11 protein-coding genes are annotated in these 14,028 nt (G+C 46.9%); all 11 read left to right on the top strand.

Annotation, left to right across the window (positions count from 1 at the left end):
- The first annotated feature begins 73 nt into the window (after positions 1-73).
- Entirely contained in the window at positions 74-403 is a 330-nt protein-coding gene (locus D469_RS0107740) for a hypothetical protein (protein ID WP_018922817.1), read from the top strand.
- 159 nt (positions 404-562) lie between these two features.
- Entirely contained in the window at positions 563-1,804 is a 1,242-nt protein-coding gene (locus tag D469_RS0107735) for a D-serine ammonia-lyase (protein ID WP_018922816.1), read from the top strand.
- 1 nt (position 1,805) lies between these two features.
- Positions 1,806-2,795, top strand: a complete 990-nt coding sequence (locus D469_RS0107730; RefSeq protein WP_018922815.1) for a zinc-binding dehydrogenase — start codon at positions 1,806-1,808, stop codon at positions 2,793-2,795.
- Positions 2,796-3,394: 599 nt separating this feature from the next.
- Complete coding sequence (locus D469_RS0107725) at positions 3,395-5,443, top strand: catalase (RefSeq protein ID WP_018922814.1); 2,049 nt, start codon at positions 3,395-3,397, stop codon at positions 5,441-5,443.
- A 706-nt stretch (positions 5,444-6,149) separates the two neighbouring features.
- A complete protein-coding gene (locus tag D469_RS0107720) occupies positions 6,150-6,509 on the top strand; it encodes a Na-translocating system protein MpsC family protein (protein ID WP_018922813.1) in 360 nt (119 codons plus the stop codon).
- 403 nt (positions 6,510-6,912) lie between these two features.
- The gene (locus D469_RS0107715; RefSeq protein WP_018922812.1) at positions 6,913-8,259 is read left to right on the top strand and encodes a 5'-deoxyadenosine deaminase; all 1,347 of its coding nucleotides are present in this window, start codon (positions 6,913-6,915) and stop codon (positions 8,257-8,259) included.
- A 117-nt stretch (positions 8,260-8,376) separates the two neighbouring features.
- Positions 8,377-9,411, top strand: coding sequence for an XdhC family protein (locus tag D469_RS0107710; RefSeq protein WP_018922811.1), 1,035 nt, complete (start codon positions 8,377-8,379; stop codon positions 9,409-9,411).
- Positions 9,408-10,040 (top strand): nucleotidyltransferase family protein, encoded by a 633-nt coding sequence (locus tag D469_RS0107705; protein ID WP_018922810.1) that lies wholly within the window; start codon positions 9,408-9,410, stop codon positions 10,038-10,040. Before D469_RS0107710 ends, D469_RS0107705 begins: the two co-directional genes overlap by 4 nt.
- 12 nt (positions 10,041-10,052) lie before the next feature.
- Positions 10,053-10,955, top strand: a complete 903-nt coding sequence (locus D469_RS0107700; RefSeq protein WP_018922809.1) for an FAD binding domain-containing protein — start codon at positions 10,053-10,055, stop codon at positions 10,953-10,955.
- A 5-nt stretch (positions 10,956-10,960) separates the two neighbouring features.
- Positions 10,961-13,261, top strand: coding sequence for a xanthine dehydrogenase subunit D (gene pucD / locus D469_RS0107695; RefSeq protein WP_018922808.1), 2,301 nt, complete (start codon positions 10,961-10,963; stop codon positions 13,259-13,261).
- Positions 13,237-13,755, top strand: coding sequence for a (2Fe-2S)-binding protein (locus D469_RS0107690; RefSeq protein ID WP_018922807.1), 519 nt, complete (start codon positions 13,237-13,239; stop codon positions 13,753-13,755). The genes pucD and D469_RS0107690 overlap by 25 nt, the downstream gene beginning before the upstream one ends.
- Positions 13,756-14,028 lie beyond the last annotated feature (273 nt).

The raw sequence follows: 14,028 nt of genomic DNA, 5'->3' as shown, positions 1-14,028 counted from the left end.
TTGTTGCTGAAAGCCTCCGCCTGCAGCAGAAGCAAAGGAGAACGATTTTTAGAAAAAAGGAGTGATCGTACAAATGGCACATCATACTCACGAAGACCACACGCATGAACACAGCATGGCGTGCGGCCACACAAAGATTAAGCACGGCGACCATATTGATTATCTGCATGACAGTCATCTCCACCATAAACACGAGGATCATTGGGATGAGTGTAAAATTGAAGTGAGTGATGACAACCCTGACAATTGCGCACCGGTTGAAGCGGCGTGCAATCATAACGAAGACTGCGGCCACGAGCTGGTTCCACACGGTGATCATTATGACTATCTCGTTGATGGTCGCCTTCATCACGTGCACGGTGACCATATTGACGACCACGGTCCGGTAGAAGTGATTAAGTAAACGTGAAAGCATAAGAGTCCCGCATGGATGAAGCACCATGCGGGCTTTCTTTCATTTAGGCAGGCCGTGCCTCTTTATTTAAATGATTGCAGGCAGCAAGTACAATAAATAAAAAGGCGAAATAAATGAAGAGTTACATAATAGAGAGGATGAAAGCTCATGGGGGAGGAAACGCAGGCATATAAAATGTTGCTCGCTGCCAAAGAGCAGTTCTGGTTCAATCTGGGCTACGAGGCGCAGGCGCCGCTTAAAGAAACGAAGGAGGTTTCACCGCTCACGATTGACTCGGCCGCTGCTCGTTTTAAGCGCTTTGAATCGTTCTTAAAAGAAGCGTTCCCGGGCACGAATGGGCAGATTCAATCGTCTGTTCGCACGCTGCCTTCGTTTGTGGAAAGGCAGGAAGCAGCGTCTGGCCGTCTGCTGGCTGGTCGTTTTTTACTAAAAGAGGATTATGCTTTGCCGGTGGCTGGTTCGATTAAGGCACGCGGCGGCTTTCATGAGGTGATGGAAGTGGCGGAGCGGCTCGAAGCTGAGGGGAAAGGCGGTGAGCTGGATCAATTTGAACTGGCGGTGGGTTCAACCGGGAATCTCGGGCTTAGCATTGGTTTGCTCGGTTCGGCGCTTGGTTTTCAGGTGAAGGTTCATATGTCGGCGGATGCGAAGGCGTGGAAGAAGGAGAAGCTGCGAAGTCACGGCGTGCAGGTGTTTGAGTATGAGTCGGATTACGGCGCGGCAGTGGCAGCGGGGAGAAAAGAGTGCCAGGTGAGCCCGAATTGTCATTTTGTTGACGATGAGGCTTCGGCTTCGTTGTTTAATGGTTATGCGGTGGCGGCGCGTGAAGTGGAGGCGCAGCTGAAAACAGAGGGTGTGACGGTGGATAGCGACCATCCGCTTTGTGTGTATCTGCCATGTGGTGTGGGCGGCGGTCCGGGCGGTGTGGCGTATGGCTTAAAGCACATTTACGGGGATGCGGTGCATGTGTTTTTCGCCGAACCGGTGCAGGCGCCGGCTGCGATGCTCGGCTGGCTGACGGGTGAGTTTGCTGGGACTTCTGTGCAGGATGTGGGCTTGAGCAATGTGACGGAAGCGGATGGCCTTGCGGTCGGCCGGGTATCGCCGTTAGTGTCGGACTTGTTGAAAGATCAGCTCGCCGGCTTTTTCACAGTCACCGATGAGCGGTTGAAGCGGGATTTGGTGACGATGTACGAAACGGAAGGTCTGTTTTTGGAACCGTCGGCCCTTGCTGGCGTGCGCGGGCCGTGGGACGTGGAAGCGAGCGGCTTTTTTGAAAAGGTGGGCGTGTCGGCGGACCAGGTGACACACCTCGTCTGGTCGACAGGCGGAAGCATTGTGCCTGAAGACGTTCAAAGAGAATATATTGAGGGAAAAGGAGAGAGATGACATGAAAGCAGTAACGCATGCGGAAAAAGAAGGCTGGGACGGGCTCGGCCTCCGGGCCGTAGAGAAGCCGGAGCCGGGAGAAGGAGAAGTACGCATCCAGTTGAAAACCGCGGGACTCAATCATCGCGATTTGTTTGTGTTAAACCGGCATAAGGCTAACGACCCCGCCGTCGTGCTCGGTTCAGACGGAGCCGGCGTGGTGGATGCAGTCGGAAGCGGAGTCGCGCGCGTGGCGGAAGGCGAGGAAGTGATCGTCAACCCGAGCCTGAACTGGTTTGAAAAAAGTGCGGCTCCCCCGGAAGAGTTTGAAGTGTTAGGCTTTCCGACCGACGGCACCTTCGCGGAATACATTATTCTTCCTGAAGCGCAAGTCTCAGCGAAACCGAAGCATTTAACCTGGGAGGAAGCAGGTGTCCTCTCGCTCGGAGCGTTGACGGCGTATCGGGCGTTGTTCACAAGAGGATTGGTGAGCGAGGGCGACAACGTATTGGTCCCTGGCGCCGGCAGCGGGGTCGCTACCTTTTTGCTACAATTTGCGAATGCGGCAGGCGCGCGCGTCATCATGACCTCCCGTTCGGAAGAAAAGAGAAAGCGTGCGGTTGAACTAGGAGCCGATGTGGCGGTTGACAGCGAAGCAGATTGGAATGCAGAACTCGGCAGCGAAAAAGCAGACGTGGTGATTGAATCAGTGGGCGCGGCCACGTTTCAGAAGTCCCTGAATCAAGTAAAGAAGGGCGGAACGATTGTAACCTTTGGCGCTTCGGCCGGGGATGTGGTTGAAATCAACCTGCGCGAATTCTTTTACGGCCAGTACAATTTTCTTGGTACTACCATGGGCAGCCGCGATGAATACGAAGAAATGCTCCAGTTTATTGAAAAACACGATATCAAGCCGGTCATGGACGAGGTGTTTTCATTAGAGGAGTACGAAGCTGCATTTAAGCGCATGGATGAAGGGAAGCAGATGGGAAAAATTGCGCTGAAAATGTAACGCAGGCAGGCTGTGTTCATGAGCAGCGCATGATGTTGCGGACGCGGAGAGCACGGGAGAGTGAGCGCCTCGATTTGCGCAGTGGCCGGTTCGACTTGCACAGTGGCTGGCTTTGTTTGCAGAGTGACGGAGCGCGGTTGCACAGTGACGGGTTAAAAGTGCGCAGTCACGTGTGAGTCTTGCGCAGTCACGCTGATTTGTTGCACAGTGAAGTCAGCCGTGGCAAGTGGGTAATGTGCGGCACGAGCCAAACCATCGATAGAAAATGAATAACAGGCAGAGCCAGTGGAGTTCCGACCACTGGCTTTTTTTATAGAGAAGCTAGACGGGAAGCTTACGACCCCGCTATAAGCGGATACGGCTCCAGGGGAGTGAAGCGTGGCCGCGGTAAAGGAGTAACGGCGAGGATAAACGAAGTGAAGAACAAGTCAGTGCCGCCCTTGTGGCTGTGGCTGTGCCAGTGAGGACCAAGTTTATAGGAACACATGTTGAACATAGATAATCATGTTGCAATCGTTTAGAAAGACTCCTTCACAAGTTTACATAATAAGTAACCCGGGAATAGACAGCTAACTATATTTTCAAGGAGGAGCTTACATATGAGCGAAAGCCGGAACGTGAACAGTAACTCAAAACAGGAACAACTGGAGAACCATCGTGTCGACGACAAAGGGAAAGACATGACAACAAACCAGGGGGTTAAAGTTTCCGAAGATGAATTTTCCTTAAAGGCGGGCGAACGAGGTCCTACGTTAATGGAAGACTTTCATTTTCGTGAAAAGATGACTCATTTTGATCATGAACGGATACCGGAACGTGTTGTCCATGCAAGAGGTTTTGCTGCACATGGGGAGTTCGAATTATATGAATCCATGGAAGATGTTACAAAGGCAAAATTTCTTCAGGAGCCTGGTTCAAAAACCCCTGTCTTTGTGCGGTTTTCTACGGTCCAGGGTTCTAAAGGTTCTCCGGAATTGGCCCGAGACGTACGTGGAATTGCAACAAAATTTTATACAGAAGAAGGGAATTTTGACTTAGTTGGAAATAATATGCCTGTCTTTTTTATTCAGGATGCCATGAAGTTTCCTGATTTGGTCCATGCCGTAAAGCCGGAGCCTCATAATGAAATACCACAAGCTGCCTCGGCCCATGATACATTTTGGGATTTTATAGCAAACAATCAGGAGTCCGCCCATATGATCATGTGGAAAATGTCAAACAGAGCTCTACCAAGGAGCTTTCGCATGATGGAAGGCTTTGGTGTACATACGTTTCGATTTGTAAACGAAGCCGGTCAATCCCATTTTGTAAAATTCCACTGGAAACCTAAGCTTGGGGTTCATTCCGCTGTCTGGGACGAGGCCCAGAAGATAAATGGAAAAAATCCGGATTTTCATCGCGCCGATTTATATGAAACCATCGAAAATGGGGATTACCCGGAATTTGAATTTGGGGTACAAATTATTCCGGAAGAAGATGAATTCAAATTTGATTTTGATATTCTTGATCCGACAAAAATTTGGCCGGAAGAAGACGTTCCTGTAAAAATCATCGGCAAAATGACATTAAACCGAAACGTGGATAATGTTTTTGCAGAAACAGAGCAAGCAGCTTTTCACCCAGGTCATGTGGTGCCAGGCATTGACTTTTCGAACGACCCATTATTGCAAGGCAGGCTTTTCTCTTATACGGATACCCAGCTGATTAGACTCGGAGGGCCGAATTTTCACGAGCTGCCCATTAATAGGCCGGTCTGTCCGTTTCACAACAACCAACGAGACGGGTACGGGAGGCAGACCATTAATACCGGACAGGTAAATTACCATAAAAACTCGTTGGCAAATAACACGCCAAGGACGGTCCCACCGCAAGAAGGCGGCTATGAGCATTATCAAGAAAAAGTGGAAGGGCGCAAAATTAGAGCAAGAAGTGAAAGTTTCAAGGATCATTTCTCTCAGGCGACCCTCTTTTGGAACAGCATGACGGCTCCGGAAAAAGAGCATATTACTTCCGCCTTTTGTTTTGAACTGGGAAAAGTTAAAAGTAAAGATATCAGGCAGCAAACCGTTGATATGTTTGCCAATGTTAACTTAAAGTTAGCACAAGAAATTGCCGATAAGGTTGGTGTAGAACCACCGCAAGAAGGCGGGTCCAATGTTAAAAAATCTTCCCCTGCCTTAAGTACGGAAAACACGGTGTTCACGCCTGAAACAAGAAAGGTTGCCGTGCTTTTAGCAGAAGGATTTAACGGGAACGAAGTAAAACGTGTTCTTGAAGAACTTGAAACTAAAGGAATGTACGTTGAGGTAGTCAGCGAAAAACAAGGCGCGGTAAAAGGTGCCGATGATGTGGAAGTGGAAGCAGATCATACCTTTGCTACCGCCGACCCAGTTCTATTTGACGCAGTTTATACAGCGGGAGGAAGCCATAAGACTCAACAATTTGACGCGAATACTGCGTATTTTCTAAATGAAACCTTTTCCCATTTCAAACCAATTGGCGCAACCCACGAAGGGAAAAATCAATTGGATGCAGAAAATCTGTCAGGACAACCAGGTGTTGTTACTGATGCTACTGTGGACGATTTTGTCGATCGGTTTACTGATGCAGTCAGCAAGCATCGATTTTGGGATAGAAAGCTTGTCTAAAATTCCAAGGAAAAAGGTCCTTTCTGTAATTACGGTAAGGACCTTTTTTACTCATTTTTATTTTTCTATATTCATGAATCAATTTCATCATTCAAAATAAGATACTCAAATCCGAATAATGAATATGACCTTCACTTCAGACGGACGCTTTCCCGAGGGCTTGTCTTCAGCTACCTTTTTCGATGGGCTTTACCCTCGAAAAAGTGGATCTTCAGACTGCGCTTTATCCTCTGGGAGTCGCCGTCTTACGTTTCAGTCACTTTTTAAATTCCGTATACTAAATAAAAAACAAATAGATAATATTCGTTTTATTACTCATAAAACGTCATTATGAATTGATTCTCATATATACTTGCACAAATTTTGAAAAGCTAAGGAGGAAGTGATAGTCAACCATAGTATTAGATAAAACATCTGTTTCTGGGTGGTCAGCGTGCCTATCTAATAAAAAATTCACATCGATTCCTAGCTTTTTTTCTTTTCTTCTTTTGTTAAACACTTCGCGAATATAACTAGAAGCTTCATTATTGATTTTCGGAACAATACTAGGAGAAGCGGTGCTATCAGATCGCTATAAGACATATGAGCCAACTAAAGCAGCCTTTGAACGGTTTCGTTGATAGATTATCTTCCGTTAGAAACCACCTAGCTTTATATGTTTATTATAATGAAAGGAAACGAAGGCCTGTTAAGAGGAGGCAAAGGTATGCCAAGTCCACACCACCTAGATGAGAAAGTGATTCGGCAAAAAGTGGCTCAGATCTATAACCAAGTGAATCAGAAGATGTATGGGACAGGTGTTCGGGCACAGAAAGTGGAGCTCATGGATGATAAAATTCTAATATTCGGGCTTCATAAACGGGTGCCCGCATTAGAAGCCTTAGATGACAATCATAAAGATTTAACTCGTACTGTTGATGCGACGTTAATTCAAGAGTTTAAAGCCCGTTTGCAAAATAGCTTGGAAAAAGAACTAAACTTGCCGATACGTACCATTTTAAAAGACTTTGACCCCGCCTCAGAAGATGCAGCAGCGGTTATTTATCTTGACAAAGCCACTAGGTAAGGCAGTAGAAGGGTCATTGAAAAAATATGTTAAAAAAGCTCACATCATTAATGACAATTCCTGAATTTTTTATTAAACTTATAAATAACTTAAGAGAACCTGCTGTTTATCGGGAGGTTTTCTGAATTTATCTTTCTTTCATAGTTTATAATTCGCCATGTGTTGAGCGTGGATAGTAATGAAGTGACATACCTTCGTAACCCTTTCCTTGTTTAATGCATGCTCCCTTTTATGTTCGGTAGCTGTTCTTTTGCTGGGCGGAAGAATCAAGAAACCGGAGAAATGATCGTTATCCGTGGACGATGCATTTCTTCGGTTTTTTTCTATCCGATAAATCAGAAAGTTCAAACTCTTTTAAACAACTTTATAGAGTTACTTCAATGTTTTAGAAAGGAAGAGCATGATGACACGTTTACTCATTAAAGAGACCCAAATACTAACGATGAATGAACAAATGGATATTTTTTCAGGAGATGTATTAATAGAAGATGACCGAATTACTCAGGTGGGTCAAGAGCTTGACAAGGTGGAGGAAGCTGGCACCAAAGTAATTCATGCTAAAGGGAAGACGCTTCTTCCAGGCTTTGTGCAGACACATGTTCATTTATGCCAATCCATTTTTCGAGGTCAGGCTGATGATATGGAGCTGATGGATTGGCTGCAACAGAAAATTTGGCCGCTTGAAGCTTCACATGATGAAACCTCGCTCTATGATTCAGCCATGCTCGGGTTAGGCGAGTTAATTCAAGGCGGCACAACCACTGTGGTGGATATGGAAACAGTGAACCACACCGATGCAGCCTTTGAGGCTCTGGCTCAATCAGGCATGCGCGCTTTATCAGGAAAAGTCATGATGGACGTTGGCAATGAACTCCCACCTGCGTTGCTAGAAGATACCCAAACTTCTATTGCAGAAAGTACCAGGCTTTTAGAAAAGTGGCACGGCTATGACGGTGGGCGGCTTCAATACGCTTATGCTCCCCGTTTTGTCGTATCTTGTACTGAAGAATTATTAACAGAAGTTCGTGACCTCGCTAAATATTATGATGTGTACATCCATACCCACGCTTCGGAAAATCTTGGCGAAATTCAAATCGTCGAGGAAGAGCGGGGCATGCGCAATGTGGAGTATCTTGATCATTTAGGCTTAGCACATGAAAAGTTGATCCTTGCGCACTGCATTTGGTTGAGTGATCGGGAAAAACAAATTATTCGCGACCGCAAAGTAAAGATGTCTCATTGCCCTGGTTCAAACTTGAAATTAGCTTCTGGCGTAGCAGATGTGTGCGGGATGAGCCATCAAGGGACGCATATCAGTCTTGGTGCTGACGGGGCCCCCTGTAACAATGCGCTTAATATGTTTCAAGAAATGAAATTAGCAGCACTTCTACCAAAGCCGACACACGGGCCAGCTGCCATGCCAGCAGAAGAAGTGCTGAAAATGGCGACGATTGAAGGCGCCCGCGCAATCGGCATGGAAGAGGAGATTGGCAGTATTGAAGAAGGGAAGAAGGCGGATTTGGCACTGTTGGATTTAAACAAACTGCACACGTCCCCGAGAGCCGGGGTGGATCCGATTTCTAGCATTGTCTATTCAGCGACAGCTCAAGACGTCGAAACCACCATTATTAATGGTGAAATTATTATGGAAAATCGTGAGCTTAAAACAATGAATGAAACAGAAGTTTTAGCCAACGCAGATCGTTCCATGAAGCGGTTACTTTCCACGATGGCTAGTATGACCTATTAAGGTTAGGAGGTCAGTGTAAATATAAACATTACGTGTAGTTCGTTTTATTGACAAGATGAATACAACTTCAAGGATATGGTTGCCTAACAATCACATTTTTTGGGGAGGGGTCCACCCATGGAGAGCATTCATGAAATTTTAGAAGAACTGGCTAAAACAAAAGAGAAAGCAGCCCTTGCCACGATTGTTCACGTGGAAGGTTCTGCTTACCGCAAAGAAGGAACGGCCATGCTGATTAAACAAGATGGTTCTACGGTAGGTCTCTTAAGTGCTGGTTGTTTAGAAGAGGACGTGGTTGCTCGCACGGAGGACGTAATAAACAACGGACCATGCCTAGTAACCTTCGATATGAAAGAAGAGCATGACCTTGCTTGGGGGGCTGGAGCCGGCTGTAATGGAGAAGTGCAAGTGTTAGTAGAGCCGATTGACGCTGCTTATCGCCACTACCTCTTAACGTTGAAAAGCTATCTTGATCGAAATCAACCTGTGCTGATGAGCAAGAAAATGACGGAAGCCGACCCTGGTATATCATGCTGGTTTTCCACGCTGGAAGGAGAGGCGTTTGGGCGCTGGCAAGGAAGCCTGCCAGACAGACAGCTGGAATGCAAAATAACGGAGATAAGAAGTGGTCTTCATCAGCAATACGGTTCAACAGCCCCATTATATATACACTGTTTCCGGCCAAAACCGAAACTAACAGTGTTTGGTGCAGGTCCTGATGCCAGGCCGCTCGTATCATTTGCAGCTAAAGCCGGATTTTCAGTTACTGTGGCTGACTGGCGGCCTGCTTTGTGTACTAAAGAGCATTTTCCTGAAGCCGACCAGCTCGTAATAGGGTTTCCTGAGGAAATACGAGAACAATTATCTTTTAGTGAAACTGAGGCTTGTGTAGTGCTTACTCATCATTTTATGAAAGACCAGGAACTTCTCATGTTTCTCGTTGATGAACCACTCTATTATTTAGCAGTGCTTGGCTCGCGGGATCGAACAGCCCGGCTCCTCGGCACAGATGAATTTCCGTCTCATTTGAAAACGCCGGCCGGCCTGGATATCGGAGCAGAAGGACCGGAACAAATTGCCATTAGCATCGTCGGTCAATTAATTGAGTCAACTGCTAGCAATAAAACAACTGCAGAGGTGGTGGCTTCTTGATAGGGAGAAAGGTGGTCGGCATCTATTTAGCCGCGGGGAAAAGCCAGCGAATGGGTGAAAATAAACTGGCCTTGCCGTTAGGAAACTCCACCATAGGGAGCCATGCCTTAAAAACTGCCCTTCGCTCGCAATTACATCACATTATCATTGTCGCTAAAGAAGACGATAATCTTTCCTGGCTGGATGAATCAGTCAGCCAGATAAAGTACCCGGATTCGTCGTGGTCATGCGTGCGCTCTTCTCGCTCTGGCTCAGGCCAAGCGTATTCGCTCCGCACCGGAATTATCGAAGCGGAACAAATGAACGCTGATGCGGTAGTGGTGTTATTAGGAGATCAGCCCTTTATTACCTCAGATCGGATCAACACCCTTGTAAACATGTGGGCCCAGAGCGTGGCTGGCATCCAACCGCTCGATTATGTGGCTTCAAGCTATAAAAATCGGATGCAGCCGCCCATGCTTTTAGCTCAACCGTTGTTTATGAGTCTCAAAAAATTAGAGGGCGACCAGGGAGCACGGGTGTTATTAAGAGAACGTAGTTTTTATCACGGAAAAAAAGTAGAAGGTGAGCAGAAAGCTGAATTTATTGATGTTGATACAAAGAGCGATTATGAGAAGATTAGGCCATAAGGGGAGATGAGCATGGTACAAAGCCAGCATGTAGCTGAGAGGACAGTAGTTTGGCAGGTGAAGAGTGTAGAAGAAGCTCTCCACAAAAAGCTCGAATACAAAGATCAAGCAATGTATATTGCTGGCGGCACTTACCTCCAACTTCAACGAGAAAAAGGTATCCCTTTCCCGCCTAACCTTATTAGTCTTGCTTTGCTCCCAGAACTTCAAGGTATCTCTCTAGAAGAAGAAGCAGAGTCCCCTTTTTTGCAGGTTGGGGCGCAAACGAGCTTAAACACTTGTTTGAGAGATCCACTGATTATAAGCATGTTTCCTCTGCTGGTCCAGGCGATTAAGCAAGTAGCTGCACCGGCCGTGCGCAACCGGGGCACAATTGGAGGCAATCTATCATTTGGTAGCGGCGATCTGGTGCCTCTTCTGCTGGCTTATGATGCCTCTGTTTCTGTCCTGGACGACACTGGACAGAAAAATATTCCTCTTCACGAATATATCAATCAACCTTCAGAGAATAGCTTAATAATCCATGTTTTACTCCCGCTAGCAAGCGTAAATGCAGGCGAGGAAGAAACGTTCTCTTTTTATAAAAAAATAGGGCGTCGTGAAGCATTTACTACCTCGCAATTAAGTGTGGCAGGACGTTTTCAACTCAGTAAGGATGCCAAGATCATAAAGGCTCTTCTTACGGTTGGAAGCAGTGAAGAATATCCTCGTCACCTCGAAACTATAGAAAATTGGCTCCAGGGCGCAGTTCTAACCGAAGAGACGGCAGCCGGCATACATGAGGTCGTAATGAAAAGTTATCAGCCTGGAACTGATGCATTTTCCTCCGCTAAGTACCGCAAACGAATACTTGCCAATATTCTTACTGCAGAAGTGATGCGTGCGCAGGAAAATGCTAGTTACTACAAGGAGTGAAACGAATGGAAGCTAAGTCACCACTAACTGCTCAGACGACGAGCATTCGGCCAGATGGAGTCGAGAAAGTGACAGGTCAACTATCGTATTTAACAGACCTTTCTTTTTCCGCTACATTATATGGGAAAGTGCTGCGAAGCGCTTTCCCGCATGCGAAGGTATTGTCTCTTTGTACTAAAGAGGCGGAGAATTTGCCGGGGGTTCATGCTGTACTAACCGCAAAAGATGTACCTGGTGTGAACGGCTATGGCATTATTGAGCCGGACCAGCCTGTTTTTTGCGAAGACCGGGTACGTTCGGTCGGTGATGCTCTAGCTGCGGTAGCTGCTGATTCGAAAGAAATCGCTGAACGTGCTTTAAGGTTGATTAAAGTAGAGTATGAAGAGCTTCCAGTATTAGATACACCTGAAAAATCTCTACAAGAAGGTGCCCCTCTTTTGCATGAGAAAGGCAATCAGCTTCATGAAAGAACGCATGCTAACGGGGATATAGAAGCTGGCTTTGCAGCCGCAGCAGTGATTGAGGAAGAGACCTATCAATTGCCGCGCCAGATGCATGCGTACATGGAAACTGAAGGCGGAACGGTCGTGCCAGAAGCAGACGGCGGTATTACCGTTTATATGGGGACACAGCATGGCTTTAAAGATCGTTTTCAACTTGCACGCTTGTTAAATATGGATGAAGATAACATCCGGGTTGTTTCTAGTCCGATGGGTGGATCGTTTGGAGGTAAAGATGAACTGAACGTGCAGCCTTATGCTGCTCTTTTAGCGCTTAAAACGAAACGACCGGTCAAAATTCACCAATCACGTGAAGAGTCTGTTAAAGCTGGCTTAAAACGCCACCCTATGAAAATTACTATGAAAACAGGAGCTGACCAAGACGGTAATTTGCTTGCACACCAGGTTGAAATTGTAGCAGATACAGGGGCTTATTCTACGCTTGGGCCAGCCATTCTTGATTTTGCTGTTGAACATGCAGCCGGTCTTTATATCATTCCTCATCTTAAAATCCATGGCCTGTCCGTATTTACGAACAATGGCGTGGCTGGTGAATTTCGCGGCTTCGGAGGTAACCAAATTACATTTGCACTTGAAGGACAAATGGACCGCTTAGCTAAAAAACTTGCGCTTGATCCACTGGAATTTAGGCGAAGAAATGTGCGAGCTGCTACTGATCCCGGTCCATTAGGCCATCGAATTGCTCCTCATCCAGGGGCAGAACTTGTAGTAGAAGAAGTTGAAAAGATGCGGACAGAAGTAAAAAAGGAACAGGCATCCCCACAAGAGCCATGGGTGAAAACAGGCATTGGAACTGCTATTTGCATGCATGGCGGTGGTCTAGGCTATAATCGCCTCGACTCTGCTGGCGGTCAACTTGCTCTAAGTGAAGATGGAAGACTGGAAATCTCTTTTGGGTTTGAAGAAGTTGGACAAGGCATTGTCTCTGTGATCGAAACGCTGATGATTGACACATTTTCTTGTGCGAAAGAGGATATCAAAACGGTTATAGGCGATACAGAAGTAGTGCCAAAGACGGGTTCAACCACAGCTTCTCGAGGCACGAGCATGGTATGGCACGCGCTTGAACGAATGAAGGGGCCATTTACCCTTCAACTGTTGGAGCGAGTATCAAAACGGACAGGTCAATCTACAGATGCCATGTTACTTGCCAAAAATGGCGTGTATGTTAGGGCGGAGGAAGGGGCCCCTCACTACATTTATTCGTATAAAGAACTTGCTCAACAAGAGCCAGGCGAAGATCCCATTGTCGTAACGACCGAATTCGAGTTTCCCACCACTCCGGACCCTGTAGATGGTGGGCACTTCTTATATACGTTTAGTAGTGTATTAGCAGCCGTACAAGTTAATTTGCTCACCGGGCAGGTTAAGGTCACTTCGCTTGATCAGGCAGTAGCTGCAGGTCCCGTCGTCAGCCGGCTTGGTTATCTTGGCCAGATAGAGGGAGGCAGCGGCATGGCTCTTGGTTATACGTTAATGGAAGATGCCGTCATGGAAGAAGGAGAATATCAAACGGTAAACTTTGATTCTTATCTTATTCCTGGAATTGGAGATATGCCAGCTTCTATTGAAGTAGAAGCGGTCGAAACATTGGCAGAGGGCGATTCCTATGGGCCGCGTGGTGTAGGAGAAATAGGAACGGTAGCTGTAGCTCCAGCCATTACGAAAGCCATTCACGATGCTTGTGGGGTTTGGGTTTCCAAGCTCCCAGTATCTAGAGAGACCATCATCGAATCGGCGAACAAAGGAGGGGCGCCAAAATGGCTGTCAACAAGCAAAGTGTAACGGTACAAGAGCCTGGCAGTGTACCAGGTGAAAGGACCTTATCCTTTTCCGTTAACGGGAGATGGCAAAAAGTTAATGCTACTCCTACGACTCGGTTGGTCACCATCTTGCGAGAAGAGTTGCAATTAACAGGCACAAAGATCTCATGTGAAATTGGACGATGCGGGGCTTGTTCGGTTTGGATGGACGGAGAGCTTATTAATTCATGTTTAACTTTAGCATACCAAGTAGAGGGCCGTGAGATCACCACAATTGAAGGAGTGGGTACGCTAGACAAACTAGACCCTGTCCAAGAGGCTTTTTTGCAGGAAGGTGGTTTTCAATGCGGCTATTGTACGCCGGGGATGATTATGGCAGTGAAAGCATTGGTGAAAGAGAGGCCAGACCCGAGTGAAGAAGAGGTAGAAGAAGCCCTGGCCGGCAACTTGTGCCGCTGTACGGGCTACACAGGCATTCACCGGGCGGTTCAGAGGGTAGTGAAAGACCTCAGTTAATAGTATTGGATGAAGCGGGACAAAAGGAGAATAGACTATAAAAGTGATAGAGCAATCGGAGCAATAATGACTGCTGGAGGCAAAGCGAGAGCGTAGCGAAAGTAAAAGCGGCGCCGCACTCTCGAGGCGTCGCCCCCCCTTAAAATATTTTGACGCCGCACTCCTCCCTCGTCACTGTGCAAACAAGAAGCGCCAATGCCCCCTTCCCCACGCAAAGCTGTACTCTTCCGCGCAAAAATATCTACCCCTCCTATTGGTAAAAGCTGGGTCAGT

Source organism: Salsuginibacillus kocurii DSM 18087 (genome assembly GCF_000377705.1).
GTDB lineage: Bacteria > Bacillota > Bacilli > Bacillales > Marinococcaceae > Salsuginibacillus > Salsuginibacillus kocurii.
The sequence above is the reverse complement of the archived record's forward strand: the minus strand, read 5'-3'. Positions and strand labels throughout refer to the sequence as shown.

Coding starts and splice junctions, on each gene's coding strand:
- pucD (WP_018922808.1), top strand. CDS start 10,961: ATGGAAGCTAAGTCACCACTAACTGCTCAGACGACGAGCATTCGGCCA.
- D469_RS0107710 (WP_018922811.1), top strand. CDS start 8,377: ATGGAGAGCATTCATGAAATTTTAGAAGAACTGGCTAAAACAAAAGAG.
- D469_RS0107700 (WP_018922809.1), top strand. CDS start 10,053: ATGGTACAAAGCCAGCATGTAGCTGAGAGGACAGTAGTTTGGCAGGTG.
- D469_RS0107740 (WP_018922817.1), top strand. CDS start 74: ATGGCACATCATACTCACGAAGACCACACGCATGAACACAGCATGGCG.
- D469_RS0107730 (WP_018922815.1), top strand. CDS start 1,806: ATGAAAGCAGTAACGCATGCGGAAAAAGAAGGCTGGGACGGGCTCGGC.
- D469_RS0107690 (WP_018922807.1), top strand. CDS start 13,237: ATGGCTGTCAACAAGCAAAGTGTAACGGTACAAGAGCCTGGCAGTGTA.
- D469_RS0107720 (WP_018922813.1), top strand. CDS start 6,150: ATGCCAAGTCCACACCACCTAGATGAGAAAGTGATTCGGCAAAAAGTG.
- D469_RS0107725 (WP_018922814.1), top strand. CDS start 3,395: ATGAGCGAAAGCCGGAACGTGAACAGTAACTCAAAACAGGAACAACTG.
- D469_RS0107715 (WP_018922812.1), top strand. CDS start 6,913: ATGACACGTTTACTCATTAAAGAGACCCAAATACTAACGATGAATGAA.
- D469_RS0107735 (WP_018922816.1), top strand. CDS start 563: ATGGGGGAGGAAACGCAGGCATATAAAATGTTGCTCGCTGCCAAAGAG.